This window comes from Streptomyces rishiriensis (assembly GCF_003112535.1).
Lineage (GTDB): Bacteria > Actinomycetota > Actinomycetes > Streptomycetales > Streptomycetaceae > Streptomyces > Streptomyces rishiriensis.
The window spans coordinates 241,505-267,579 of sequence record NZ_BEWA01000019.1; the positions used below are offsets into that span (position 1 = coordinate 241,505).

Annotated in this window: 24 protein-coding genes and 1 pseudogene; 12 read left to right on the forward strand and 13 right to left on the reverse strand. The window is 73.1% G+C overall.

Annotation, left to right across the window (positions count from 1 at the left end):
- Positions 1 to 246 precede the first annotated feature (246 nt).
- Positions 247 to 3,498: a helix-turn-helix transcriptional regulator gene (locus tag Sri02f_RS31300; RefSeq protein ID WP_109004684.1), complete on the forward strand. Its 3,252-nt coding sequence runs from the start codon at positions 247 to 249 to the stop codon at positions 3,496 to 3,498.
- 171 nt (positions 3,499 to 3,669) lie between these two features.
- Here the strand turns inward: Sri02f_RS31300 and Sri02f_RS31305 are convergent, their stop codons facing one another.
- Entirely contained in the window at positions 3,670 to 5,211 is a 1,542-nt protein-coding gene (locus Sri02f_RS31305) for a DEAD/DEAH box helicase (protein WP_109004685.1), read from the reverse strand.
- A gap of 99 nt (positions 5,212 to 5,310) precedes the next feature.
- Complete coding sequence (locus Sri02f_RS31310; protein WP_057577999.1) at positions 5,311 to 5,514, reverse strand: cold-shock protein; 204 nt, start codon at positions 5,512 to 5,514, stop codon at positions 5,311 to 5,313.
- Between the two features lie 243 nt (positions 5,515 to 5,757).
- Here Sri02f_RS31310 and Sri02f_RS31315 point away from each other — a divergent pair, with 243 nt between their 5' ends.
- Entirely contained in the window at positions 5,758 to 6,120 is a 363-nt protein-coding gene (locus tag Sri02f_RS31315; protein ID WP_109004686.1) for a DUF952 domain-containing protein, read from the forward strand.
- Between the two features lie 55 nt (positions 6,121 to 6,175).
- Here the strand turns inward: Sri02f_RS31315 and Sri02f_RS31320 are convergent, their stop codons facing one another.
- Positions 6,176 to 6,631, reverse strand: a complete 456-nt coding sequence (locus tag Sri02f_RS31320; RefSeq protein WP_109004687.1) for a tellurite resistance TerB family protein — start codon at positions 6,629 to 6,631, stop codon at positions 6,176 to 6,178.
- 160 nt (positions 6,632 to 6,791) lie between these two features.
- A complete protein-coding gene (locus Sri02f_RS41425; protein ID WP_159106805.1) occupies positions 6,792 to 7,865 on the reverse strand; it encodes an SCO2400 family protein in 1,074 nt (357 codons plus the stop codon).
- Between the two features lie 298 nt (positions 7,866 to 8,163).
- On the opposite strand from Sri02f_RS41425, the gene Sri02f_RS31340 reads away from it, so the two are divergent.
- Positions 8,164 to 9,744: a right-handed parallel beta-helix repeat-containing protein gene (locus tag Sri02f_RS31340; protein WP_109004729.1), complete on the forward strand. Its 1,581-nt coding sequence runs from the start codon at positions 8,164 to 8,166 to the stop codon at positions 9,742 to 9,744.
- Between the two features lie 147 nt (positions 9,745 to 9,891).
- On the opposite strand, the gene Sri02f_RS31345 is transcribed toward Sri02f_RS31340, so the two are convergent.
- On the reverse strand, positions 9,892 to 10,677 hold the full coding sequence (locus Sri02f_RS31345; RefSeq protein ID WP_109004691.1) for a helix-turn-helix domain-containing protein: 786 nt from the start codon (positions 10,675 to 10,677) through the stop codon (positions 9,892 to 9,894).
- Between the two features lie 238 nt (positions 10,678 to 10,915).
- On the opposite strand from Sri02f_RS31345, the gene Sri02f_RS31350 reads away from it, so the two are divergent.
- The 3 genes from Sri02f_RS31350 (at position 10,916) to Sri02f_RS31360 (ending at position 13,486) form a co-directional block, all read left to right on the forward strand.
- Positions 10,916 to 11,584 carry a DUF4097 family beta strand repeat-containing protein gene (locus tag Sri02f_RS31350; RefSeq protein ID WP_109004692.1) on the forward strand — a complete coding sequence of 223 codons (669 nt, stop codon included), beginning with the start codon at positions 10,916 to 10,918 and terminating at the stop codon, positions 11,582 to 11,584.
- Positions 11,585 to 11,714: 130 nt separating this feature from the next.
- Complete coding sequence (locus tag Sri02f_RS31355; RefSeq protein WP_109004693.1) at positions 11,715 to 12,677, forward strand: ATP-binding cassette domain-containing protein; 963 nt, start codon at positions 11,715 to 11,717, stop codon at positions 12,675 to 12,677.
- A complete protein-coding gene (locus Sri02f_RS31360; protein WP_109004694.1) occupies positions 12,674 to 13,486 on the forward strand; it encodes an ABC transporter permease in 813 nt (270 codons plus the stop codon). The genes Sri02f_RS31355 and Sri02f_RS31360 overlap by 4 nt, the downstream gene beginning before the upstream one ends.
- 191 nt (positions 13,487 to 13,677) lie before the next feature.
- On the opposite strand, the gene Sri02f_RS31365 is transcribed toward Sri02f_RS31360, so the two are convergent.
- Complete coding sequence (locus Sri02f_RS31365) at positions 13,678 to 14,394, reverse strand: TetR/AcrR family transcriptional regulator (protein WP_109004695.1); 717 nt, start codon at positions 14,392 to 14,394, stop codon at positions 13,678 to 13,680.
- Positions 14,395 to 14,534: 140 nt separating this feature from the next.
- Here Sri02f_RS31365 and Sri02f_RS31370 point away from each other — a divergent pair, with 140 nt between their 5' ends.
- Positions 14,535 to 15,569 carry a medium chain dehydrogenase/reductase family protein gene (locus tag Sri02f_RS31370; protein ID WP_109004696.1) on the forward strand — a complete coding sequence of 345 codons (1,035 nt, stop codon included), beginning with the start codon at positions 14,535 to 14,537 and terminating at the stop codon, positions 15,567 to 15,569.
- A gap of 288 nt (positions 15,570 to 15,857) precedes the next feature.
- The gene (locus tag Sri02f_RS31375) at positions 15,858 to 16,442 is read left to right on the forward strand and encodes an SRPBCC family protein (RefSeq protein WP_218029906.1); all 585 of its coding nucleotides are present in this window, start codon (positions 15,858 to 15,860) and stop codon (positions 16,440 to 16,442) included.
- Positions 16,443 to 16,471: 29 nt separating this feature from the next.
- Here Sri02f_RS31375 and Sri02f_RS31380 read toward each other — a convergent pair whose 3' ends face one another.
- The 5 genes from Sri02f_RS31380 to Sri02f_RS31405 form a co-directional block, all read right to left on the reverse strand.
- The gene (locus Sri02f_RS31380) at positions 16,472 to 17,248 is read right to left on the reverse strand and encodes an SDR family NAD(P)-dependent oxidoreductase (protein ID WP_109004698.1); all 777 of its coding nucleotides are present in this window, start codon (positions 17,246 to 17,248) and stop codon (positions 16,472 to 16,474) included.
- A gap of 90 nt (positions 17,249 to 17,338) precedes the next feature.
- Positions 17,339 to 18,757: an RNA polymerase subunit sigma-70 gene (locus Sri02f_RS31385; RefSeq protein WP_109004699.1), complete on the reverse strand. Its 1,419-nt coding sequence runs from the start codon at positions 18,755 to 18,757 to the stop codon at positions 17,339 to 17,341.
- Positions 18,758 to 18,956: 199 nt separating this feature from the next.
- Positions 18,957 to 19,139 carry a hypothetical protein gene (locus Sri02f_RS31395; RefSeq protein WP_245970889.1) on the reverse strand — a complete coding sequence of 61 codons (183 nt, stop codon included), beginning with the start codon at positions 19,137 to 19,139 and terminating at the stop codon, positions 18,957 to 18,959.
- A 185-nt stretch (positions 19,140 to 19,324) separates the two neighbouring features.
- Complete coding sequence (locus tag Sri02f_RS31400) at positions 19,325 to 20,830, reverse strand: DEAD/DEAH box helicase (RefSeq protein ID WP_109004701.1); 1,506 nt, start codon at positions 20,828 to 20,830, stop codon at positions 19,325 to 19,327.
- A gap of 202 nt (positions 20,831 to 21,032) precedes the next feature.
- The gene (locus Sri02f_RS31405; protein ID WP_030224351.1) at positions 21,033 to 21,236 is read right to left on the reverse strand and encodes a cold-shock protein; all 204 of its coding nucleotides are present in this window, start codon (positions 21,234 to 21,236) and stop codon (positions 21,033 to 21,035) included.
- A 478-nt stretch (positions 21,237 to 21,714) separates the two neighbouring features.
- Here Sri02f_RS31405 and Sri02f_RS31410 point away from each other — a divergent pair, with 478 nt between their 5' ends.
- On the forward strand, positions 21,715 to 22,584 hold the full coding sequence (locus Sri02f_RS31410; protein WP_245970890.1) for a polysaccharide deacetylase family protein: 870 nt from the start codon (positions 21,715 to 21,717) through the stop codon (positions 22,582 to 22,584).
- Here the strand turns inward: Sri02f_RS31410 and Sri02f_RS31415 are convergent.
- Entirely contained in the window at positions 22,581 to 22,955 is a 375-nt protein-coding gene (locus Sri02f_RS31415; RefSeq protein WP_109004703.1) for a hypothetical protein, read from the reverse strand. The two genes, Sri02f_RS31410 and Sri02f_RS31415, sit on opposite strands and share 4 nt — an antisense overlap.
- 155 nt (positions 22,956 to 23,110) lie before the next feature.
- Positions 23,111 to 24,169 carry a YihY/virulence factor BrkB family protein gene (locus tag Sri02f_RS31420; protein ID WP_373865143.1) on the reverse strand — a complete coding sequence of 353 codons (1,059 nt, stop codon included), beginning with the start codon at positions 24,167 to 24,169 and terminating at the stop codon, positions 23,111 to 23,113.
- A 321-nt stretch (positions 24,170 to 24,490) separates the two neighbouring features.
- Between Sri02f_RS31420 and Sri02f_RS31425 the strand changes: the two genes are divergently transcribed.
- From Sri02f_RS31425 to Sri02f_RS31435, 3 genes and pseudogenes are all read left to right on the forward strand, one after another.
- Positions 24,491 to 24,967: an SRPBCC family protein gene (locus Sri02f_RS31425; RefSeq protein ID WP_109004705.1), complete on the forward strand. Its 477-nt coding sequence runs from the start codon at positions 24,491 to 24,493 to the stop codon at positions 24,965 to 24,967.
- A 78-nt stretch (positions 24,968 to 25,045) separates the two neighbouring features.
- Positions 25,046 to 25,603 (forward strand): MSMEG_6728 family protein, encoded by a 558-nt coding sequence (locus Sri02f_RS31430; RefSeq protein ID WP_109004706.1) that lies wholly within the window; start codon positions 25,046 to 25,048, stop codon positions 25,601 to 25,603.
- A 238-nt stretch (positions 25,604 to 25,841) separates the two neighbouring features.
- A pseudogene (locus Sri02f_RS31435) lies at positions 25,842 to 26,075 on the forward strand (hypothetical protein); the annotation flags it as partial.

The following is a 26,075-nucleotide window of genomic DNA, read 5'->3' on the forward strand; positions in this document are numbered from 1 at the left end:
GGCGGGTGGGTATGGTCCAGACTTCTGTGCCGCCCGTGGCGAGCGCAATCGTGGAGCACCACGAGGCCGACCACGAGAGCAAGCCCCCGAGGACCACGACTTTTCGGTGTCGTCGCAGGTCAGCGGCGTGAGATCGGGTGTGTGGCGGGAGTTCGTGAGCCTCGCCACAACGACCCGGGCGACCCGGGCCGAACCGCACGTCCGCTACCCGTACATGTCCGACGTATCCGACCGCAGGAGGCAGGCATGACCGGACCGTCGCGGGAACGCCACGACGTCCACGCGCTGCTCGCCGCGGAGGTCGAACGGGCCCGTGCCGGCGCCGGCCGGCTCGTCCTGCTGCGCGGGGCCACCGGCACCGGCCGCTCCGCCGCGCTGGAGGCCGCCGCCGCGCACGCGAGCCGGGTCGGCCTGCGCGTCCTGCGCACCCGCTGCTCCCCCGAGGACACCGCGGTGCCGTTCTCCTCGGTCCTGCATCTCCTGGGCCCGGTGCCGGAGTTCGCGGACGTCGCACCCGGCGGCGAGGACCGGGGGAGCGCGGCGCGGCTGTGGCGCCTGCTGCGCTCGTACGCCGACCGGGCGCCGCTCATGATGGCCGTGGACGACGTCCACCTCGCCGACGAGGCCTCGCGCCGCTGGTTCGTGGAGGCGGCCCGCCGCATCGACCGATTACCGGTACTGCTGGTGGCCACCGAGCGCAGTCAGTACGACATCGCGCCGCGCCCCGCCGGGCTCGCCCATGCCCTCTCGCCGTCCCTGGTGCGCACCCACGCCCTGGCCCCGCTCACCGACGAGGCCTCGGCCGGTCTGGTCCGGGAGGCCTTCCCGACCGCCTCGGACCGGTGGACGGCGGACTGTGTGCGGGCCGGGGCGGGCATCCCGCTGCTCCTGCACGCCCTCCTCGACGACCTCGACGGCGCCCCGCCGCCGACGGCCGTCCCGACGACGTGCGCCGCGCTGTACCCGGGGTCCTATCCGGCGGCCGTCTCCTGGTGGCTGGACAGCGCGGGACCGGCGACGGCGGAGGTGGCGCGGACACTCGCGGCGCTGGAACCGCCGTCACGGGCGGAAGGAGCGGAAGGAGCGGAAGGAGCGGAAGGAGCGGAGGGGGCCGACGGGCCGGCGGCCCGCGCGGCCCGTCAGGCACGCGCGGCGACCGCCGCGCGCGCCGCGCACGGCGCGTACGCCGCGTACAGCGCGTACAGCGCGTACGCCGCGCATGGCGAGTACGGCGCGCATGGCGAGTACGGCGAGTACGGAGTGCCCGGCGAATACGGCGTGCCCGGCGTGCCCGGCGTGCCCGGCGAATACGGCGAATACGGCGGGTACGGCGTCCCAGGCGGGTACGGCGTCCCAGGCGGGTACGGCGTCCCAGGCGTGCCCGGCGTGCCAGGCGTGCCCGGCGTGCCCGGCGAGTACGGCGTCCCAGGCGTCCCCGGCGAGTACGGCGTGCCCGGCGAGTACGGCGTGCCCGGCGAGTACGGCGTCCACGCCGGACCCGCCGGGCACCGCGCCCGACACCGCGCCCGACACCACGGCGCACAGCGCGTCGAGCACGCGGAGGGCGGCGGGGGCGCGTTCCCGGCGGACCCCGGGAACGCCCTCGCGGCCCTCGTCGCCGACGCCTGCGGCGCGGACCCCGCCCGCGTCACCGGCTGGTTCACCGCGATGACGCGGCTCGGAGTGCTGCGCCCCGACCCGTCCGGCCGCCCCCGGTACGCGCATCCCCTGCTGCGGGACGCCGTGCTCGGCGGCTGGTCCACCGCCCGCCGTCAGGAGGTGCACCGGGCGGCCGCCCAGGCGATGCTGCGCCGCGGCGACCACATCGACGCGGTGGCACGGCAGTTGCTGGGCAGCGCGCCGACCGGCCTGCCCTGGGCGCTGCGCGTGCTGCGCGACGCCGTGGCCGTCGCCGCCCGTGAGGCACGCCCCGACGACGCCGTCCGCTATCTGCGCCGAGCCCTGCAGGAGCCGCTGCCCGACGACCTGCGCCAGCGCCTGCTCACGGAGCTCGGCTCGCTGGAGTACGCGAGCGCCGACGCCCCGGGCGGCATCCCCCGGCTGTCCGAGGCGCTGGACCTGCCCGCCGCCCCGCGCGACCAGGTCCGCACGGCGATCGCCCTGGGCACCGCGCTCGCCGGCCGCGGTGAGGTCCGCTCGGCGGTGGCGGCGCTGCGCCGGCTCGAGTCGCGGCTGGCGGACGGCCACGCCGACCTGGCCCACACGCTGCAGACGGCGTCCGCGCTCCTGTCCGACCAGGACCAGACGGTCCGCGCCGAGGCCTACCGCTGGGTGACCGAGACCGCGGAGCGCTCCCCGGAGCTGGTCGGCGCCTCCGGCCGGGCCCTGCTCGTGCGGTACGCGGCTTCGGCCGGGGAGATCACGGCCCGGGAGGCGATGCGACGCCTGCGCTCGCTGCTGACCGAGCCCGCCGACCCCCTCGCCGAGCCGTTCCTGCTGGGCACGGCCGCGGCGGTGGCCCAGTGGGCCGACGAGCTCGACGAGGCGGACCGGCTGGTGGAACGCGGTCTGGCCGGACAGCACCCCTCCCTGCTGCACCCGATGGCCCAGGCCCTGCTGGACACCAGATGGGACACGGCGGCGGCGCGCGGCGCGTACGACGTCCTGCTCGCGAGCCGCCCCACCCGGCGCGCGGGAGGCGGCCCGGTCAACGCCGATGCGCACACCCTGCTGGCTCTGGTGGAGACGGGCCGGACCCAGGAGGCCCGCCGGCTGGCGGACGCCTTCGACCTCCGGGACGCACCCGACTCCTGGGAGCTGAATCGTTTCCTGTACGCGCGGGGCGTGCTGCGGTTCACCGAGGGGGACGTCCCCGGCGCCCTCCACGACTTCCTGGAGTGCGGCCGGCGCCAGTCCGCGCGCGCCGTCCTCAGCCCCGTCGTCACACCGTGGCGGACAGCCGCAGCGGAGTGCAGGCTGGCGCTGGGCAACGCCCAGGAGGCGCTCACCCTGGCCGAGGAGGAACTGCGGCTGGCCCGCGCGTGGGGCACCCCGCGCCCCCTGGGACGGGCGTTGCGCATCCTGGGCCGGGCGACCCGCGGTCGTCGGGGCCTGGAGCTGGGCGCGGAGGCGGTGGCCGTGTTGCGCGGCTCCCCGGCCGAGGCGGAGCTGGTGGCCTCGCTGCTCGCGCACGGCCGCCAGCTGACCGACGCCGGTGACCGCGTCAGAGGCCGCGAGCACCTGCGCGAGGGCGCCGAACGCGCCGAACGGCTGGGCAACGTCCGTCTGCTGACCCACGCCGAGCACGCCCTGCGCTCCGCGGGCGCCCGCCGCACGACCACGGCGCACACCGGCTCGGCGGCTCTCACCGCCAGCGAGCGCCGGATCGCCGAACTCGCGGCGGAGGGCCGTACGAACACGGAGATAGCGCAGCTGCTGCACCTGGCCCGCCGCACGGTGGAGACCCACCTGACGAGCACCTACAAGAAGCTGGGGATCCGCCGCAGGGGGGAACTGCGAGGGGCGCTGGAGCAGTGAGCCGCGTCCCGCGGCCGACGCCGGGCGCCGGGCCGCCACACGTGGGAGGCCGGGCGCGTCTCCCGGCCAGCTGACCCGGACCGGGGGCAACTCCCGCGCGAAGTGGGGTGGTTCGGGCGGCGGATGCGCTGTGACAGGCCGGCCGCCGAGCCCGGGCGCGGGCGTACCGCCTCAGCGGCCGCCCGTGCCGTTGCCGCCCGTGGCCGAGCGCCGACGGCCCTGAGCGGGGCGGCCGCGCCGCGGACGGGCAGCGGAGCCGTTGTGCTCGCCGCCGCCGGCGGTGCCGCCATTGCCCCGTGCGCCGCCGTCACGGCCCGATCCGGAGCCCTTGCGCGCCGCGCCGCTGCGCGCGGGACGGCTCTCGGCGACGACCGGCGGGGCGAGGACGACGGGGACGCCCGAGGGCGCCTGCGCGCCGGTGATGCGGCTCAGCTCGACGCCGCCCGAGCGGACCCGGGTGGTCTGTGGGGTGATGCCGGCGTCGGCCATCAGCCGCGTCATCTCCCGGCGCTGATGCGGCAGCACCAGCGTGACGACGGTGCCGGACTCGCCCGCGCGGGCCGTACGGCCGCCGCGGTGCAGATAGTCCTTGTGGTCGCCGGGCGGGTCGACGTTGACGACGAGGTCGAGGTTGTCGACGTGGATGCCGCGGGCGGCGACGTTGGTCGCCACCAGCACGCTGACGTGACCGTCCTTGAACTGGGCCAGGGTGCGGTTGCGCTGGGACTGCGACTTGCCGCCGTGCAGGGAGGCCGCGCGCACCCCGACCGCCAGCAGCTTCTTGGCCAGCCGGTCCGCCGCGTGCTTGGTGTCCAGGAACATGATCACGCGCCCGTCGCGGGCGGCGATCTCCGTCGTCGTGGCGTGCTTGTCCTCGTCCTCCACGTGCAGCACGTGGTGCTCCATCGTGGTGACGGCGCCCGCCGACGGGTCGACCGAGTGGACGACGGGGTCGGTCAGGTAGTTGCGCACCAGCCGGTCGACGTTGCGGTCCAGGGTCGCCGAGAACAGCATCCGCTGACCGCCGGGACGCACCTGGTCGAGCAGCTGCGTCACCTGCGGCATGAAGCCCATGTCGGCCATCTGGTCGGCCTCGTCCAGGACGGTGACCTCGACCCGGTCGAGCCGGCAGTCGTCCCGGTCGATGAGGTCCTTGAGCCGACCGGGCGTGGCCACGACGACCTCGGCGCCGCCGCGCAGGGCGCTCGCCTGCCGGCCGATCGACAGACCGCCGACCACCGTGGCGATCCGCAGCCGCAGCGAGCGGGCGTAGGGGGTGAGGGCGTCGGTGACCTGCTGGGCCAGCTCACGGGTGGGGACGAGCACGAGGGCCAGCGGCTGACGGGGCTCGGCCCGCTGCCCGGCGGTGCGGGCCAGCAGGGCCAGCCCGAAGGCGAGGGTCTTGCCGGAGCCCGTCCGGCCGCGGCCCAGAACGTCCCGGCCGGCCAGCGAGTTCGGCAGCGTGGCGGCCTGGATGGGGAACGGCGTGGTCACGCCCTCGGCGCCGAGGGCGGTCAGGAGCTGCTCGGGCATGTCGAGTTCGCTGAACGACTCGACGGCCGGCAGCCCGGGAGTGAGGGTGACGGGCACGGCGAACTCGCCACCGGACGCGGCGGGACTGCTCCCGCGTCCGTTCCGCCCGGCCTTGGCCGAACGGGACGGGGCGCCCTGGCGCCGGTCCGTACGGGAGCGGGCGGAGCTGTTGCGGTTCATCCGTGACCTTCCTCGAAAGGGCGACACCATGAGCCGGGGCCCGCACTCGAGAGTGCGGGCCCCGGCCGTGTCGTCCGCTTGAAACAGACGTCAGACGGTTCAGGCGGGGAGGATGTTCTCCGCCTGCGGGCCCTTCTGGCCCTGCGTCACGTCGAAGGTAACCTTCTGGCCTTCCTGAAGCTCACGGAAGCCGGACGTGGCGATGTTCGAGTAGTGGGCGAAAACGTCCGGGCCGCCACCCTCCTGCTCGATGAAGCCGAAGCCCTTTTCCGAGTTGAACCACTTCACGGTGCCAGATGCCATGCTGTATCTCCTTTGGGGCAATGCCCGGAGCCCGCACCTTGCGGACCCGGCGTCGCAGGATCAGGAAAAGCCCCAAAAACAAAAAGAGTGCCCGTCGACGTATGGTCGAAGAGCACTCAAAAGCCTCTGGTAACCGAAACTGCCACTTTTATCACGGTAGCACAGCTCGGGAAGCGGGGTGTGTGTCGAGGACCACATCGCGACCCGACCGTTGCCTCCGGCCGTCCACGGGAGGACCGGAACATGATCTATCACGTCGTACCGCTCGACGAGTGGAGCGCCGACCCCGACCGGCCCTATGCGCCGGTTTCCCTCGCGCGGGACGGGTTCGTGCACTGCTCGCCCGACGAGGCGACCACCCTCACGATCGCCGCCGCGTTCTACCGCACCGCCCCCCGGCCGCTGCTGGCGCTCGTCCTGGACGAGGCTCGGCTCACCGCGCGGTGCGAGTGGGAGGCGGCCGCCCCCGCGCCGCCGCCCGGCGTGCCGGAGGACACCCTGTTCCCGCACGTCTTCGGGCCGCTCGACCGCGAGGCCGTCGTCCGCGTCCTGGAGGTCCGCTGGGACGGGCACGATCGTGCGACGGGCCTGACGGAGGCCGGTTGACCGGTGCGGGAGAGCGCGTGAGCCCTCCCGCACGGGAGAACGGAAGAACGGAAGATCAGAGGTCGAACTCGTGCGGCGGCAGGTCGAGGGTGAAGCACGCCTCGCGCACCACTGCCTGCTCGGTCTTGTCGAAGTCGCCGTCGGCGCCGCCGATCACGATGCCGATCTGGATGACGGCGCGGGCCTCGGCCGGCTTCTTCTTCGCCTTGGCGATCTCCTGCAGCACGCTCACCTTGCCGAAGTCGAAGTCGGCGATCAGCTTGTTCAGGTTGTCGTCGAAGCGCCGCTGAAGGTCCGTGGCGTCGAAGTTCTGCAGCACCTCGTTGGTGGCGATCAGCTGGGCCACCCGGCGCCGCTCGGCGGGGTCGACGGTGCCGTCCGCCGCCGCGACGAGGGCGCACATCGCCATGCTCGCGTCGCGGAAGGCGCCGCTCTTGAGGTCGTTCTTCTTCGCCACGAGCTGGGTCTGCATCGTCGACGCGGACTCCTTGAAGCGGTCCCACAGGGCCATGAGAACTCCAGACGGTCGGTTCGGTTCGGTATCTGCACCACAGGTGCGGCAACATCTACAGCAACGTAGAAACTACCGGCCGACCGGATAAGTTCCGGCGGGGTCCACGGACATGGCCGAGCCCGCGGAGGCGGGACGGGCGGGCTCGGCGACGGCCGGTTCAGCTCAGGCAGAGCAGGCCCAGCAGGCAGACCTCGGACGGGGAGGTCGCCGCCGGCGCGGGGTTCGTCGCGGACGACGACGTGCCCGAGCCGTTCGAGCCGGAGTCGGAGTTCGAGCCGGAGCCGGTGGTCGACTGGGAGGCCGAGTCCGACGACGAGTGCGACGCCGAGTTCGCACTCGACGCGCCCGTGCCGCCGTTCGCGGAAGACCCGGACGACCCGGAGGTCCCCGACGACCCCGACGACGTGGAGGACCGCTGCCCGGCCGAGCCTCCGGGAGAGGTGACCGCGGCGCCGTAGGACGAGGAGCCCGCGCCCTGCCCCGAGGCGGACTGTTCCCGCGTGCGGGTCCGGGACCCGGAGGCCGCGGTGTCCGGACGGGAGTCCGACGGCGTGTACCGCTCGCCCCCGAGCTCGGTCGCCGGCGACTGCGACGCGACGGTGGAGGGGGCGGGCCGGTGGGCGGACCGGGTCACCGTGGGACGGGTGTGGTCGGAGGCGGGTTCCTCCCCGCCCGACGAGGTGGGGAGCTCGGGCGCGGCGGCCGCCTGCGTCCGGTCGCCGCCCTGGCGGTCCAGCGCGGCGACGGTCAGCCCGCCGCCGACGAGGGCCACGGCCGTCGCGACGACGGCCCGGCGCTGGTGCTTCTTCCAGCGGGCCAGCTGCCGCCGCCGTGCGGCGCGCCCGCGCGGCGCGGCCGGCGCCGGCTCCACGGAGGGGGCGCTCTCCGGCCCGGAGGACGCGACGGACGACGGGGCGGACGAAGGGGAGGGCGAGGGGTCCGACGACGGGTCCGGCGACGCGTAGAGGGACGACGTGTAGGGGGACGAGATGCGGGGGGACGAGATGCGGGGAGGCGTCGCGTGCGATGCGACGGGCGCCGGACCGCGTGAGGGCTCCGTCCACGGTGTGGGGTCCGTGTACGTGGTCGTGTACGCCGGCTGCGCGACCCGGGCGGCCGGGACGACGCGGTCGTGGGCCGTGACCGGGGCGATGTCCGGGGCGTAGGCCCCGCACCCGGGACACACCAGGGCGCCGTTGAGGTGCCGACGACACGAGGAGCAGTAGTCCATTGCGGTCTTCCTGAGTTGACGTGCCGACACCCCCGTGGGGGGCCGCGACCTGGTCACGTTCGCACGTGGGATCGAACGGCCGTCACGCTAACGAGTCATTCGCCAGACTGTGTGCAGTCTGTGTGAGGCTCCTGCACGGATCCCTTGAGGGCTCTGGGGGCTTCCCTCCCTCTGTCCACCCATGTGAACAGAAATCAAGTACCCGACTCTTGACGCGTCCATACCAGGCCTCTAACTTCCGGGAGAAAGCGCTTTCCAGTTCGGCCGACCCGCACTCGCCCCGTTCCTGGAGATGAACATGCAGCTGAGATCCGTCATGGCGTGCGTCAGTCTGGTGTCCGGCGCGCTCGTCGCGCTGTCCGGCCCCACGGCACAGGCCGCCACCGCCCGCTACGAGGCGGAGGCCTCCCCGGCGGTCTGCACCGGAACCATCGACTCCGACTGGACCGGCTACTCCGGCAGCGGATTCTGCAACGGCGCCAACTCGACCGGCGGCTACGCCCAGTTCACGGTGGACGCGGCCACGGCCGGCACGGCCACCCTGAGCGTCCGCTTCGCCAACGGGACCGCGGCCGCCCGCCCGGCCTCGCTCGTCGTCAACGGCGCCGTCGTCCAGACCCCGTCCTTCGAGGCCACCGGCGCCTGGTCGACCTGGGTCACCAAGACCCTCACGGTCACCCTGAACGCCGGCGCCAACACGATCAGGCTCGCCCCGACCACCTCCGCCGGGCTGCCCAACGTCGACTACGTCGACGCGGTGACGACCGACGGCGGCACCGCCCCGCCCGCCGGCGGCGCGATCTACGTCTCGCCCGCCGGCGTCGACGGCGCGGCCGGCACCCAGTCCGCTCCCACCACCCTGACCTCGGCGATCAGCCGCGTGTCCGCGGGCGGGACGATCTACCTGCGCGGCGGCACGTACTCCTACGCCTCCACGGTGACCGTCCCGCAGACCAGCAACGGCACGGCCGCCGCCCGCACCACCCTGTCCGCCTACCCGGGCGAGAAGCCGGTCCTCGACTTCTCGGCGCAGAGCGAGAGCGCGTCGAACCGGGGGCTGCAGCTCTTCGGCTCGTACTGGCACGTGTACGGCATCGCCGTGCAGCACGCCGGTGACAACGGGATCTACGTGGGCGGCAGCCACAACGTCATCGAGCGCACGGTGACGGCGTACAACCGCGACACGGGGCTCCAGCTCGGCCGGATCGCCTCCACCACGCCGAGCAGCCAGTGGCCGTCCGACAACCTGGTCCTGAGCGCCGAGTCGCACGACAACGCCGACTCCGACGGCGAGGACGCCGACGGTTTCGCCGCGAAGCTCACCACCGGCGCCGGCAACGTCTTCCGCTACTCCGTCTCGCACAACAACATCGACGACGGCTGGGACCTCTACACCAAGACGGACACCGGCCCGATCGGACCGGTGACCATCGAGGACTCCCTCTCCTACGACAACGGCACCCTCTCCGACGGCACCGTGAACTCCAACGGCGACCGCAACGGCTTCAAGCTCGGCGGCGACGACATCGCGGTGAACCACGTCGTCCGGCGCAGCATCGCCTTCCACAACGGCCATCACGGGTTCACCTACAACAGCAACCCCGGCTCCATGGCCGTGTCGAACAACCTCAGCGTCGACAACGCCCAGCGCAACTACTCGTGGGACGCGGGGACCTCGGTGTTCCGCGGCAACACCTCGTGCCGGTTCGGCGTGAGCGGCTCGAACGACAAGACCGTCGGCGACGCCGACAGCACCAACCAGTTCTGGACCGGTGCGAACGGCTCCCGGTGCGCCTCCTACGCGGGCGCCCTGGGCTGGTCCTTCGCCTCGGACGGCCGTCTCGTGGTGACCCTGGGAGGCAGGCAGGTGACGCTGTGAGGCTGGCGGGCGACGCTGTGGGCGATGCGGCCGGCCGGCCGCGGAGTCCACGGACGGCCTGACGACCGCGAAGGCCCGGGTCCCGCGACCCGGGCCTTCGGCATGAGGGGCGGAAGGCCCGGGGCGCGGGCCCTCCCGCCCCCGTGGTCAGACGGAGGGCGTGTCGGCCGACGCGGATCCGGACGGTGTGGCTTCGGCCGACGCGGATCCGGGCGGTGTGGCTCCGGACGACGTGGAGAGGACCTCGCGGGCCTGCTCCGCGGCGCGGGTGGTGCTCTCGCGGATGAAGTCGAGGAAGCGGGCGATGTTCTCCAGGCGGGTGGCGGCCGGAGTGCCCGGGCCGAGGACGCCGACGCCCTGCCGGGCGATCACGACGATCTGGAGGAGGGCCTCGGCGGTGGCCATCATCGACTGGTACCAGATGTCGTCGTCGACGACATAGCGCTCACGACGGCGTTCGTCGCGTTCCCGGCGCACCAGGCCCTGGCCCTCCAGGAACGCGATCGCCTTGGAGATGGACGCCGGGCTGACCTGGAGGCGCTGGACGAGTTCGGCCGCGGTGAGGCTGCCCGAGTCGGTGAGGGTGAGACAGGCCAGCACCCGGGCCATCATCGCGGGCGTGCCGGACCCTATGAGGACGGTGGTGAACAGCTCCTCGTACTCGCGCATGGCCTCGGGGTCGCGCCCGTGGACCTGCGGGGGCGCCTCCGCCCCCCGGGGCGCGGCCGGCCGGCGGCGGTGGGTGCGGTGTTCGGTCGCGCGGTGGGCCAGGTCGGCGCGGTAGGAGGTGGGGCCGCCGTTGCGCATCACCTCGCGCGTGACCGTCGAGGTCGGCCGGTCGAGACGCCGCGCGATCTCCGCGTAGGCGAGGCCGTCGGCCAGTCCCAGCGCGATCTGCTGGCGTTCCTGCTGGGTGAGCCTGCCTCCCGGCATCGGGGTCTCCTTCGTGTGCTGCCGTTCCCGCTCCGTGGTGCCGCCAGCATAGCGTTCGCTTCCACTCCATTGCAACGACCGCAAGTGCTTCGTTGCGTTAAATTTAAGCCCGTTGCAACGATTTAGGCTAGTTGAGCTGCGCTTATGAGTTTCCAGCGCAACAAAGGTATTGAGTGATTCGTGAACGCAACGTAGCTTTTCCTCTGTCGGAAACAGTCAGTGGTCAAAGGAGAGAACGATGCAGAAGTTCGCCACCCCCGCCCCCGTGTCCGCCGTCCTCGACGTCCCCGCGGGACGCATCCGGTTCATCGCCGCCGACCGGGCGGACACCGCGGTCGAGGTCCTGCCCGCGAACGCCTCGAACGGCAGCGACGTGAAGGCGGCGGAGCGGATCGAGGTGGACTACGCCGACGGCGTCCTGCGCATCGAGGCCGCTCCGGCGAAGAGCCGGATCCTCGGGAGCTCCGGGGCCGTCGAGGTGACCGTGCAGCTGCCCGCCGGCTCCCACGTCGAGGCGAAGACGGCGAGCGGAGAGTTCCGGGGCGTCGGACGGCTCGGCGACGTCGCCTTCGAGGGCGCGCAGGGCTCGGTCAAGCTCGACGAGACCGCGAGCGCCCGCCTCGTCCTCATGGCGGGCGACGTCACGGTCGGCCGGCTCGGCGGCCCCGCCGAGATCAGCACCCAGAAGGGCGACATCAGCGTCGCCGAGGCCGTGCGGGGCACGGTCACGCTGCGCACCGAGGCCGGCGGGATCTCGGTCGGCGCCGCCCGCGGGGTCTCCGCCTCGCTGGACGCAGGCACCGGCTTCGGCCGCGTCCACAACGCGCTGCGGAACGCCGACGGCGCCGCCGCCCTGACCATCCACGCGACCACCGCCTACGGCGACATCACCGCCCGCAGCCTCTGAGCCACTGCCCAGTCCCTCCGTCCCCTCAGTCCCTCCCCCCAGTCCCTCCCCCCAGTCCCTGGTCCCCCTTCCCCGCCCTCCAGTCCCTGATCCGCAGCCTCGACCCCGCAGTTCCTGAAGGAGAACCCTCATGACCGACCTGGCCATCGCGGCGAACGGGCTGCGCAAGTCCTACGGTGACAAGGCCGTGCTCGACGGCGTCGACCTGGCCGTGCCCGAAGGGACGATCTTCGCCCTGCTGGGCCCGAACGGGGCCGGCAAGACCACCGCCGTCAAGATCCTCTCCACGCTCGTCTCCCCCGACCCCGCCTCCGGCGAGATCCGCGTCGGCGGTCACGACCTCGCAGCCGATCCGCAGGCGGTCCGCGCCGCGATCGGCGTCACCGGACAGTTCTCCGCCGTCGACGGGCTGATCACCGGAGAGGAGAACATGCTCCTCATGGCGGACCTGCACCACCTGTCCAGGAGCGAGGGGCGGCGGGTCGCCGCCGGGCTGCTGGAGCGCTTCGACCTGGTGGAGGCCGCGAAGAAACCCGCCTCCACCTACTCCGGCGGCATGAAGCGCCGCCTCGACATCGCCATGACCCTGGTCGGCGGCCCGCGCGTCATCTTCCTCGACGAGCCCACCACCGGCCTGGACCCGCGCTCCCGTCACACCATGTGGCAGATCATCCGCGAGCTCGTCACGGGCGGCGTGACCGTCTTCCTCACCACCCAGTACCTGGAGGAGGCCGACCAGCTCGCCGACCGCATCGCCGTCCTGGACGGCGGCAGGATCGTCGCCGAGGGCACCGCCGAGGAGCTCAAGCGGCTGATCCCCGGCGGGCACGTGCGGCTCCGCTTCTCCGACCCGGCCGCGTACCGGAGGGCCGTCTCCGCCCTGGGCGAGGTCACCACGGACGACGAGGCGCTGGCGCTGCAGATCCCCAGCGACGGCAGCCAGCGCGAGCTGCGCTCCGTCCTCGACCGGCTGGACCTGGCCGGCATCGAGGCCGACGAACTGACCGTGCACACCCCCGACCTCGACGACGTGTTCTTCGCCCTGACCGGCAGCGCCGGCCTTCCCCGCCAGTCCAAGGAGTCCGTCCGATGAGCGCCCCCCTGGCCCCCGCCCGCCCGTCCCGGCTCTCCCTCGCCGTACGCGACTCCCGGACGATGCTGCGCCGCAACCTGCTGCACGCGCGGCGCTACCCGTCCCTCACCCTGAACCTGCTGCTCACCCCGGTCATGCTGCTGCTGCTCTTCGTCTACATCTTCGGCGGCGTGATGAGCGCGGGCATCGGCGGCGCCGACCGCTCCGACTACATCGCCTACATCGTCCCGGGCATCCTGATGATGACCGTCGGCGGCACCGTGATCGGGACCGCGGTGTCCGTCGCCACCGACATGAACGAGGGCGTCATCGCCCGCTTCCGCACGATGGCGATCCACCGCGGGTCGGTGCTCGTCGGGCACGTCGTCGGCAGCGTGCTGCAGTGCGTGGCCAGCGTGGCGCTGGTCGGCGCCGTCGCGGTGGCCATCGGGTTCCGCTCCACCGACGCCACGGCCCTGGAGTGGCTGGCCGCGTTCGGGCTGCTCACGATGTTCGCCCTGGCGCTCACCTGGATCGCGGTCGGCATGGGCCTGGCCAGCCCGAACGCCGAGGCGGCCGCCAACAGCGCCCAGCCGCTGATCCTCCTGCCGCTGATCTCCAGCGCCTTCATCCCGGCCGACTCGATGCCGGGCTGGTTCCGGCCGATCGCCGAGTACCAGCCCTTCACACCCGCCATCGAGACCCTGCGCGGGCTGCTGCTCGGCACCGGGATCGGTCACAACGGGTGGCTCGCGGTCGCCTGGTGCGTCGGCCTGACCGTGCTCGGCTACCTCTGGTCCACGGCGCAGTTCAGCCGCGACCCGAAGTGACCGCAGGGGCCCGCGACCCGAAGTGACCGCAGGGCCCGAAGTGACCGCAGGGCCCGCAGGGCCCGCTATGGCTCCGCCCGAGGGCGGCGTACCCCGACACCGAGTCGGCGTGCGCCGCCCCGTCCGCGTTCCGGGCCGTTCCGTCGGTCCGGCCGTGCGCAGCCGCTCCGCCGGGTGTCGGGGCGCCCCGGTCAGCCTGACCGGCCGTCGTCCTCCCGGCCGGTCAGGGTGGTGAGTTCCGCCGCGAAGAGGTGGGCCGGATCGAAGCCCATGCCGGTGAAGTGGCCCGCGAGTTCCAGCGACAGGACGCCGTGCAGCCGGGTCCAGAAGGCCAGGGCCCGGCGCAGGGCGGCGGCCGGGGCGGGGTGGCCGTCCGCCCACTCCCGGCCCAGGCCTTCGAGCCGTGCGGCGAACGGGGCCGACGGGCCGTCGGACGGGCGGTCGGACGGGTCGGACGGGTCGTCGGCCGGGTCGGCGTACGGCGCATCGGCGAGCACGTCGAGCAGGCTCGTCATGATCTCCGCCGCGAGCGCGGTGACGTCGTCGGGCGCGTGATAGCCCGGGACCGGGGTGCCGTAGACGAGGAAGTACCGCTGGGGGTCGTCCAGGGCCCACGCGCGCAGCGTGTGCGCCAGTCCGGCGAGTCCGGTCCCCGTGGCCGCGCTCGCGCGGAAGGCGTCGGCGAGGCTGCGGTACGCGTCCCTGATCAGCTCGGTGATCAGCTCGTCCCGTCCCGCGAAGTACCGGTACAGCGCGGGCCCGCTCAGCCCCATCTGCTTGGCGATCGCGTTGAGGGAGAGCGCGGACGCGCCCGCCGTGGCGATCTGCTCCCATGCCCGCTGCTTGACCTCCGCGCGCACCTGGGCGCGGTAGCGCTCGCGCGGGGTGGTCGCGCCCGTCTCCGCCATGGTCTGCCGCCGCCTTTCACTCCAAGGTTAGTTAGAGGCTATCACTAAGGTTATTGACAGTGACTCCGGCATTGCGTTACAACTTCTAACGAACGCAAGCACAGCTAACATGCTGTGGTCACGGACCGCTGGAGGCCGTCATGAACACCGCCGGAGAACTCGTCGAGATCGTCCTGCCGGGCAAGGTCGAGCCCGAGGGGCTGCGGATCCGGCGCGGAGCGGTCCCCGCCCCGGGCCCCGGCCAGGTCCTGGTCCGGATGGAGGCGACCGGGGTCTCCTTCGCCGAGCAGCAGATGCGGCGCGGCCGGTACTACGACCAGCCGCCGTTCCCCTTCGTGCCCGGCTACGACCTGGTCGGCACGGTGCAGGCGACGGGCGAGGGCGTCGCCGCCGACCTGGCCGGCGCCAGGGTGGCGGCCCTGGTCAAGGTCGGCGCCTGGGCCAGCCATGTGCTCGTCGACGCGGCCGACGCCGTGCCGGTGCCCGACGGGATCGACCCGGCCGAGGCGGAGACGCTGGTGGTCAACGGCATCACCGCCTGGCAGATGCTGCACCGCAGGGCGCGGGTCCGCGCGGGGCAGACCATCCTGGTGCACGGCGCCAACGGCGGCGTCGGGTCGATCCTCGTCCAGCTCGCCCGGGCGGCCGGCGCGCGGGTGATCGGCACGGCGTCGGCCCGCCACCACGACGCCCTGCGGGAACAGGGCGTCACCCCCGTCGACTACCGCACCGGGGACGTCGCCGCGCGCGTCCGCGCACTCGCCCCGGGAGGCGTGGACGCCGTGTTCGACCACGTCGGCGGCCGGGGCATCGTCGACTCCTGGAAGCTGCTCGCACCCGGCGGCACGCTCGTCTCGTACGGCACCGCCTCCACACGGGACGACGAGGGCTCCCAGCAGTTGCCCGTGCTCAAGCTGGTCGCCCGGCTGTGGCTGTGGAACGCGCTGCCCAACCGCCGCCGTGCCTGCTTCTTCAACGTCTGGGCGGGCCGTGCCCTGTCGAAGAACCGTTTCCGGTCCCGGCTGCGCGCGGACCTCGCCGAGCTCTTCGCGGCCCTGGAGCGGGGCGACGTCACCCCGAGGATCGCGGCCCGCTACCCGCTCGCCGACGTCGCCGAGGCCCTGCGCCTGGCCGAGTCCGGCACGGTCGCGGGCAAGGTCCTCCTCAACCCGTAGCCCCGCCTCCACCCGCGCACCCGGCCGCCCGCGTCAGCGAGCGGGCCAGGTCAGCGCCTGAGCGAGCACTCCGGCCTCCCCCGGCGACCGGGCCGTCCACCCCCGGCGCCCCTCACGACGACGAGAAGAGGGACCACCATGTCCAGCACCGAGCGCACCACCGGCACCGAACGCACCACCGGCACCGAGCGCACCACCCGCACTGCGGGCACCACGCGCACCACGCGCTTCAGGCGCACCGGACGCAAGGCCGCGCTGGTGAGCGCGCTGGCCGCCGCCGGTGTCCTCATGGCCGCCGTCCCTCCGGCTCAGGCTGCCCCCGCGCCCGCCTCCGCTCCCGCTCCCGCTCAGGCTCCCGCCGGTCGAGGCGGCAGCGCGTGCCGTGGGCACGGAGTGGATCCCGCTGCCCGTATCCGGTACGGGTCCGACGTCGTGATCCACGCCTCGCTCGCGAGGATCTGGACACTGCAGACCGACGTCGAGCGCTGGCCGGTCTGGCAGCCGCCGGTCACCGGCGCCGAACGCCTCGACGCGGGCCCCCTCCGCAAGGGCTCCCGGTTCCGCTGGACCACCCCGGCGCCCGCCACCCCCACCACTGCGGCCACCACGCTGGAGATCACCTCCACCGTCCGGCAACTCCAGCGCGGCGGCTGCGTCCTGTGGAGCGGGCCCGCGGTCGGCGAGGGCCTGCGCATCGACGAGGGCGTCCACCTGTGGACGTTCACCGAGGTCGACGGCGGTGTACGCGTCCACACCGAGGAGACGTGGACCGGCGCGCAGGTCGAGGCCGACGTCCCCACGGCGACGGCGGCCCTCGCCGCGGGCCTCGAAGCCTGGCTCCGCGACCTGAAGACCACCGCCGAACACGCGTGAGGCCCGGGACGGGCGCCCCCGCGTGCCGGTCAGCTCGGGAACATTCCGGCGGTGGCGTTGACCCAGGTGCCCGTGACGGCGACGCCGGCGTCGGAGGCGAGGAACGTCGCCAGCGCGGCGATGTCCGCGATCCGCGGCGAGCGCTTCGTCATCCGCATACCGTCCAGGTGGGCTCGGATGCCCTGCACGGCGGCCTCGTCCTGGGCCGGCGCGCCCGCGGCGGTCAGCTTCTCGGGGGTGAGCGTGTCGACGACGCCGGCGGTCCAGATCCCGCAGACGCGGACCCCGGCGGGTCCGACCTCCTGGGCGAACTGGCGGATCAGCGCGTCCAGCGCGCCGTCGGCCGCACCGGTTCCGCCCAGCATCGGGGTGCCGTTGGCCGACCCGCTGTTCAGGGAGAGGATCACGCCCGACCCCTGCGCGGTCATCCGGCGGGCGGCGGCCCGGGCGGTGACGAACTGGCATGCGATGCCCTGCACGACCGGCCGGGTGTAGTCCTCGACCGACATCTCGGTCAGCGGCACGCCCTGCAGATCGCCGCGCGGCACGAGGTTGAAGGAGACGTCGATCCGGCCGGTCCGTTCGACGACGGACGTCGCGTGGGCCTCGACGGCCCGCTCGTCCCGTGCGTCCAGCACGTCGTACTCCGCGCCGGTCCCGGCGGCGGCCTTGCGCAGCGTCTCCTCCGTACGGCCGACGAGGAACACCCGCGCCCCGGCCTCCACGTACGCCTTCGCCACTCCCGCGCCGAGCGATCCCGCTCCGCCGTAGACGACCGCGACCTTGTTCTCCAGGCTCTTCGCCATGCCTCATCCGCTCCTCGGACCGGGGCGCCGGGTGCGCCCTTCGCCCCGTAAGACGCGACCGCCGGGAGAACTCATCGCCCGGCCGGGGCCTCAGAGCGTCATCGGCAGCCCGAACGCGGGGAACAGATGCGGTTCAAAGGTGGTGATCTCGGCGATCCGGCCCTCCCGCGTCCGCAGAACGTCGATGAGCTGGGCGCGGAAGACGCTGGTCCCGGGCCGCCGCAGGTAACCGGCCACCGCCGGCTGGCCGTTGGCCCGGACGGGCATGAGCCGCCAGTGTCCGAAGAACATCGGCGACGCGGGGTCGATGTGGGGCCGCACGAACGCGAACAGCGCGTCACGCGAGGTGAACCAGAACGGGTTCGGGGGCATGGTCAGGACCGCGTCCTCCCGGACGAGGTCGACCATGGCGTCGAAGTCGGCCCGGGCGACGGCGTCCACGTACCGCTGGACCAGCTTCAGGTCCTCCGCGCTGGGCGTCGCCGCGGCCGACCAGTCCTCGCGCCGCCCCGGCAGCGCCCCCCGCAGCGCCGAACGGCCGCGCTGCACCGCGCTGTTCGCCGAGGCCAGGGTGGAACCCAGCAGGTCCGCGGTCTCCTGGGCCGACCAGCCCGCGACGTCGCGCAGGATCACCGCCGCACGCTGGCGCGGCGGAAGCAGCTGGACGGCGGTCAGGAAGACCAGTTCGAGGGTCTCGCCGGCCACGGCCTCCTCGTCGGGGCGGCGCTGCGGCGCGGGCGTCTCGGGCAGCTGGTCGTCCGGGAACGGCTGCAGCCAGGGCAGCCGCGGGGGCGGGGGCCCGTCTCCGGAGTCCAGGCCCGGCACGGGTTCGTAGGGCGCCGGCCGGCGGTTGTGCCTGCGCAGGAAGTCGAGGCAGACATGGGTGGCGATCCGGTAGAGCCAGGCCCGGACGTTGGCCACGTCGTCCAGGGTGTCCCGCGCCCGCCAGGCCCGCAGGAACGTCTCCTGCGTGAGGTCCTCGGCCTCGTCGTAGGACCCGAGCAGCCGGTAGCAGTGCACCCGCAGCTCGCGTCGGCGCCCCTCCACGAGGGCTGTGAAGGCGTCCTCACCGGACGGCGTTTCACGGGAACCGGGAGGCGGCACGAGAGAATTCGTCACGGCGTCCGGTGTGACGTTTTCCGGATGACGTTCCGCGAGCGCCTCACCTACCGGGAGAGCGTCACCCGCATCCGCACCCGCACCCGCATCCGCCTGCCATGCCTCGCGTTCCTCGCGTCCCTGCCGCGCCTCGCGGGCGAGGCGGCGCAGCTGCGCGAACCGGGTCGACAGGGCCTCGACGTCGGCGTGGAAGGCGAGCCCCGGTTGCAGCCGCAGCCGCCCGAGCCGGTTCCCGATGTCGGAGACCAGCTCCTTGACGGGCGTCCCGTCCGGCCGCCTGCGCTCCCGGTAGGCGCGCTGACGGCACGCCTGCGAACAGTACGAGGCGACCCGCCCGGGGCCGCCGGCGCTCTCGATCGGGCCCCCGCAGGCCTGGCAACTCGCTGTCATGACCCCACGCTAGGACCTGTCCGGAGGCGCGCCGGCGGATTCGGCTGTTTCACCGCCGTCCGCCGTCCGCCGTCCGCCGTCCGCCGTCCGCCGTCCGCCGTCCGCCGTCCGCCGTCCGCCGTCCGCCGTCCGCTGTGCGCAGTCCGCCGTTCGGCGGTCTCGCCCGGCGGCTTCAGGGGCGACGGCGGCGCATCATGCGTCAGGCGGGCTGGGACCCGGGGACGTCACGCAGCCGGACCCGGTCCGTGTACGCGGGGGTGTCCCGGAAGACGGTGAGCCGGGCACGGCTGACCGCGCCCGTGCACTGGTCGTCCCCGTCGCACAGGACGAGGTACTCGACTCCCGCGCCGGCCATCAGGGAGAGGGCCACCTCGACGGTCATGTCGTCGAGGACCCGGGGCCCGGACGGCTCCCCGCCGTGGACCCTGGCCGTGAGAGCGGAATCCGCCCGGTGCTGTCGCGTGCGAACCGGCGTCAAAGATGCCTCCTGACGAAGTGGATATACCGGACGTCCCCACCGCCGCGTCGTACGCGGCGGTGGGGACGGGGTGACGAGGCGACGAGGTCTCAGGCCGCCGAGCCGGCGACGGGACGCCGTCGGCCACCGGACTGCGCCGACTCCCGGTCGGGCCGGCCCGTGCCGCGCCGGCCCCGGTAGCCCTGGGACGACGACGAGCCCGAGGAGGCCGACGAAGAGGACCCGGAGCGCCGGGGGCGCTTCGCGGCCGGCGGCGCGGTGATGACGACCGGGACGCCGGACGGCGTCTGGGCGCCGGTGATGCGGTTCAGCTCGGCCTCGCCCGAACGCACCGGGGTGACCTGGGGGGAGATGCCGGCCGTGGCCATCAGCCGGGTCATGCCGCGCCGCTGGGCGGGGGTCACCAGGGTGACGACGCTGCCGGACTCGCCGGCGCGGGCGGTGCGTCCGCCGCGGTGCAGGTAGTCCTTGTGGTCGCTGGGCGGATCCACGTTGACCACCAGGTCGAGGTTGTCGACGTGGATGCCGCGCGCGGCGACGTTGGTCGCCACCAGCACGGTGACGTGCCCGGTCTTGAACTGGGCGAGGGTGCGGGTGCGCTGCGGCTGGGACTTGCCGCCGTGCAGGGCCGCCGCGCGCACGCCGTTGTTGAGCAGGTGCGTGGTCAGCCGGTCCACCGCGTGCTTGGTGTCCAGGAACATGATCACCCGGCCGTCGCGCGCCGCGATCTCGGTGGTGGTGCGGTGCTTGTCCGCGTCGTGCACATGGAGCACGTGGTGCTCCATCGTGGTGACCGCGCCCGCCGAGGGGTCGACGGAGTGCACCACCGGGTCGCTGAGGTAGCGGCGCACCAGCAGGTCGACGTTGCGGTCCAGGGTGGCGGAGAACAGCATCCGCTGCCCCTCGGGGCGCACCTGGTCGAGGAGCGCGGTGACCTGGGGCATGAAGCCCATGTCGGCCATCTGGTCGGCCTCGTCCAGGACGGTGACGGCGACGTCGTCCAGCAGGCAGTCGCCGCGGTCGATGAGGTCCTTGAGCCGCCCCGGCGTCGCGACGACGATCTCGGAGCCGTTGCGCAGCGCGCTGGCCTGCCGGCCGATCGGCATCCCGCCGACCACGGTGGCCAGCCGCAGGCGCACGGAGCGGGCGTAGGGCGTCAGCGCGTCGGTGACCTGCTGGGCGAGCTCGCGGGTGGGCACGAGGACGAGCGCGAGCGGCCGCCGGGGCTCGGCGCGCCGGCCCTCGGTGCGGGCCAGTGCCGCGAGGCCGAAGGCGAGGGTCTTGCCCGAGCCGGTGCGGCCGCGGCCGAGCACGTCACGGCCGGCCAGCGAGTTCGGCAGGGTCGCCGCCTGGATCGGGAACGGCACGGTCACGCCCTGCTGACCGAGCGCGGCCAGCAGCGGGGCCGGCAGCGCGAGCTCGGCGAACGACTCGACGGCGGGCAGCGACGGGGTGACCGTCTTCGGCAGGGCGAATTCGCCCTGCGGCGCGGACGGCCGGCGGCTGGGGCCGGAGGAGCGGCGGGAGCCGCCGAAACGGCTGCCGTTCGAGCTCCCGAAACGGTCATAAGTGCGAGTGTTCTGCGCACGGTTCATGAAGAAACCTTCCTTGATACGGGCGCGTGCCAAGGAATTCCGCAGCGAGATGAACAGCGCAGAAAATCGCGGGAACGAGCCGAGAAATCGGGCGCCGGAGTACCGGCGAACGGGGGGGAAATCACCCGGGAAAAGCAGCGAGCCGGGGCCCGCACCCCAAGGTGCGGGCCCCAGCTGCAAGAACTACGCGTCAGTGCCTGTATCAGGCGGGGACGATGTTCTCGGCCGTCGGGCCCTTCTGGCCCTGCGCGATGTCGAACGACACCTTCTGGCCTTCCTGGAGCTCACGGAAGCCCTGCGCGGCGATGTTCGAGTAGTGGGCGAAGACGTCGGCGCCGCCGCCGTCCTGCTCGATGAAGCCGAAGCCCTTTTCCGCGTTGAACCACTTCACGGTGCCGGTTGCCATAACTATCTCCTTCGGGACGGTGCTCGGAGTTCGCCCTGTGCGTACTCCGGTCGCCGTGATGATCAACCCGTCGGAAAACCTCAAGGCAACCACAACTGCAACTGAGCTCGACACTAGCACGGCGTCATTCTGCTCGTGCGGAAAATAATTCCGACTCAGTTCCGGCCCGGGGAATAAGCGTCGCGCGCGAAGACTATTTCTCCTGTCGCGACCGCAGATATTCCGCCGCCGCGGATGCGGTGTCGCCGGCGGCCGCTCCCGTTGCGGAGCTGTGACCAGCCCTGATGCCCCGTCCGGGCCCATGTCGCCGACCGCGGCCAGGACGCCGGCGAGCCGTGCGGCGTCCGGCACCGAGACGAAGGACACACCACCCGTCGGAGGCGGCCCCCGCATGCGGACCCGCAGGCCAGAGGGTGGAACCTCGGACATCAGTTCGGCGTCAAGCAAGTCGAACAGGCTGGCGTACGGACGACTCGGGGTGGCACACGTGGACAGGCGGATCAAGACGGCGGCGGCGGCCTGTCTCCTTCTCGCGGCGGGACTGGCCACGGGCTGCACGCCCGCCTCCTCCTCGGCCTCCGGTTCCGGCTCCGCCGCCCCGGACCGCTCCCCGTCGCCCGCCCGCGCGCGGGGCGAGGCGGGTGCGGCGGCACGGGGAGCCGTCCGGGCGGCATACCGCAAATGGGGCCTCGAGCCGCTGGCCGCACCGCCCGCCCCTCCCGCGACCAAGCCCGCGCGGCGCAAGGCCGCCGACGGCGGGGTGCCGGTGATCAGCGAGATACCCACCACGCAGAAGATCGTCTTCCTCACGTTCGACGACGGCGCCGAGAAGGACCCGAAGTTCGTGACGATGATGCGCGAGCTGAAGATCCCCTTCACGATGTTCCTGACGGACGCCGCCGTCAGCGCCGACTACGGCTACTTCAAGCCGCTCCAGGGACTCGGCGCCGCCGTGCAGAACCACACGCTGACGCATCCGAACATGCGCACCCTGAGCGCGGCCGCCCAGAAGCGGGAGATCTGCGGCCAGCAGCAGAAGCTCAAGGAGCACTACGGCACCACGCCCCGGCTGTTCCGTCCGCCCTACGGCAACTACAACGAGGACACCCGGGCGGCCGCCGCGTCCTGCGGCCTCGAGAGCATCGTCCTGTGGCGCGAGTCCATGCAGATCAAGAACATGCAGTACCAGCGCGGCGACAAGAAGCTCCACCCGGGCGACATCGTCCTGGCCCACTTCCGCGGACCGTCCGAGCTCAAGGGCGCCACGATGACGGAGATGACGGCCAACCTGCTGCGCCACATCCAGGAGCAGGGCTACACGGTCGCCCGCCTGGAGGACTACCTCTAGAGCCGAGGGGGCGTCGGCCGGCGGTCGTGGTGTCGCGGGGCGGCGGTGTCGCAGACGTGCGGGTAGAGGGGCCGAAGCCGCTCCCAGTGAACGCTGAGATGCCGTTCGGCGTCGCGCAGCGCCCCACGGCCCACGACGGGCTCCCGTCCGGATGCCGATACGGAGCCGGAGGTGGACGCGGGTGCGGGTGCGGGTCCGGTGGGGGCGGACTCGGACGCGGCGGGCGCCGCCCCGGACCGGGCGGAAGCCGGACCGCCGAGGCGCCGGACGTGCCGGACCTGCCGGGGGCGAGGGGTCGCTCCCCAGCGCAGCAGCAGCACGCAGGCGACGACGGTCGCCGCCGCGAGGGCGAGAGGGGGGTGAGCGCTCACAGGATCCCTTCCTCGGGCGCACGGGCCGCCGGTTCGGCGTCCATACCGGTCGGACACCTCAGTACCCCCGGGAGCCCGGCTCTACCGCTCATCGGACCACCGTCACCGAAAGGTGTCACCGCGCGTCCGCCGGCCTGACCGGGCCCCGCCCCGGCTCAGGACCCCAGGCGGCGGCGGTCCTCCTCGTCCCACTTGCGGGTGTCGCGCGGCTGGACGTAGGGCTCTTCGTCGGCCGGGTGGCCGCCGGCGACGGCGCGCTGGCGCACCATCTCCGCGTCGAACTCCAGGCCCAGCAGGATCGCCAGATTCGTGATCCACAGCCACACCAGAAAGACGATCACGCCGGCCAGGGTCCCGTACGTCTTGTTGTACGACCCGAAGTTCGCCACGTACAGCGCGAACCCGGCGGAGGCGATCATCCAGATCAGCAGGGCGAGGAAGCTGCCCGGCGTGATCCACCGGAAGCCGCGGACCCTCGCGTTCGGGGTCGCCCAGTACAGCAGCGCGATCATGACGGTGACCAGCACCACCAGCACCGGCCACTTGGCGATCGACCAGGCCGTCAGCCCCGCGTCGCCGACGCCCAGCGCCGTGCCCGCCTGCCGGGCCAGGCCGCCGGTGAACACGACGATCAGCGCGCTGATCACGGCCATCACCATCAGGGCCACGGTCACGCCGACCCGCACCGGCAGCACCTTCCACACCGGACGGCCCTCGGGGACGTCGTAGACCGCGTTGGCGCTGCGGATGAACGCGGCGACATAACCGGACGCCGACCACACCGCGAGCACCAGGCCGACGACCGCCATGACCGAGCCGATCCCGCCCTTGCCCTGCATCTGCTGCACCGCGTTGCGCAGGACGTCCTGGGCCGGGCCCGGGGCCAGCTTCTGGATGTTGTCCAGGACCGTCTGCGTGGCCGACCGGCCGACGATGCCCAGCAGCGACACCAGGGCCAGCAGCGCGGGGAACAGCGCCAGGATCGAGTAGTAGGTGAGGGCCGCTGCCCGGTCGCTCAGCTCGTCTCTCTTGAACTCCTTCAGGGTGCCCTTCAGCACTGCCTTCCATGAGCGTCGGGGCAGGTCGGTCGGGCTGTCCGGAGCCCGCCGCTCGACCCGCTCGTCCGGCCCGGCGGAGACCGTGTCCGGTCCGTCCCTGTCCGCGTCGTCGTCCCGGACCTCGTTCTCCGGCTCGGCGGAGGCCGGGGCCCGCATCGTCTCGTCCTCGCGCGCGGCGGCGTCGCGCTCCTCGTGGCGCCCGTGCCACCCGCGCCGCTTCAGTGTCCGTGTCATTCCGTTCGGGTATCCGACCCAGTCTCACTCATACGCAGATTCTCGACATATAGGACTTTTCTTCCGTCGAATCGAGTCGAGTCGAGCCGCAGGCCGGGGCGGTGACCGGAGGCCGTTCGTCCGCTCGGGTCTTCATGCCGGGCCGGGCGGGTACCCGGCGACGTGCGCAACGGCCGTAAGAGCGGCGAACACAGCGAACACAGCGAGCGCGGCAAGCGCGCGGCAAGAGACCAGGAGGAGCTCATGAGCACGGTGAAGGATGCGGTGGAGGTCGAGGTGCCCGTCCACACGGCCTACAACCAGTGGACCCAGTTCGAGGAGTTCCCGAACTTCATGGAGGGCGTCGAGGAGGTGCGACAGCTCGACGAGCGGCACAACCACTGGATCACCAAGATCGGTGGAGTGCGGCGCGAGTTCGACACCGAGATCGTCGACCAGCTGCCGGACGACCGCATCACCTGGCGGGTCGTCGGCGGCGAGACCCGGCAGCGGGGATCGGTCAGGTTCGAGCGACTGGACGACACCCACACCCGCGTGGAGCTCGTGATGGACGTCGAGCCCTCCGGCATGGCCGAGAAGGGCGCGGACATGCTCGGCATGATCGACCGCCGGGTCAAGGGAGACCTGCACCGCTTCAAGGACTACGTCGAGGGCCGCGGCGGCGAGACCGGCGCCTGGCGCGGACGCATCCGCCCCGGGGACCCCGGCTCGACCCTCTGACCTGCCAGGACGCCTGCTGAGGCGAGGGCGCCACGAGGTCCGGACGAGAACGCCGGGGGCTCTGAAAGGGGCGGCGGCATGCAGACCTTCCTGCCCTGTCCCGACTTCAGGGCCTCGGCGCTCGTTCTGGACCGGCGCCGGCTCGGCAAGCAGCGGGTCGAGGCGCTGCAGGTCCTTCGCGGCCTCGTCCGGCCCGGCTACGGATGGCGCAGGCATCCGGCCGTGCGCATGTGGACGGGGTACGAGGAGGCCCTGGTGAGGTACGGGCTGGAGATCTGCCGGGCGTGGTGCGACCTGGGTCACCAGGACACCTGTGCGGCCACGCTCGTCGCGGACTTCAGGGCCGCCCAGCCCCTCGCGCCGACCGCGACCGCGACCTCGACCGTGACCTCGAGTGCGGCCTTGAGTGCGCCGGTGCGCGACCAGGCCCGGCTGGCGGCGGCCGGGGACCTTCCTCCGTGGCTCGGCGACGACGCCTTTCACCGCAGCCACCGGTCGGCGCTGGTGCGCAAGGACCCGGTCGTCTACGCGCCGCTCTTCCCCGACGTGCCGGACGATCTGCCCTACGTCTGGCCGGTCTCGGACCGGGTGAGCGGGACCCCTCCCGCCGCCGGATCCGGCCCCGCTGCCCCGTAGCCCGGCGACGCGCCCGCAGCCCGGCCCGGCGACCCGGCACTCGCGTGAGCCGCCTCCCGTCCCCGCCTCGCGGGCGCCCAGGGCGAACGGCGCGGAAACGAGCGCCGACGCCGCCCCCACGGGCCGGACAAGAGCGCGCGGAAAGTTTTGCCGGGGGCACGACAAGTGGAGTGACCGGCGGTAACTTCGGATTCGCTTCCCTAGCAACCGCTTTCACTCCCCCAGGAGACACTCCCGCATGCGCAGACACCTCGCCTGCCTGGCGGCGGCCGCCACCCTCGGCGGCCTCGCCGCCGCCGCGCCCCCCGCAGCGGCCGCAGCGACCACGACGAGCGCGGAAACCGCCACGACCACGGCAACCGCCACGAGCTCGGCGACCACCACGAGCACGTCGGTCGCAGCGGCCGCGGCCGCGGGCTCGGGCAGCTTCAACGTGCTCAGCTACAACGTGGCGGGCCTGCCCGCCATCATC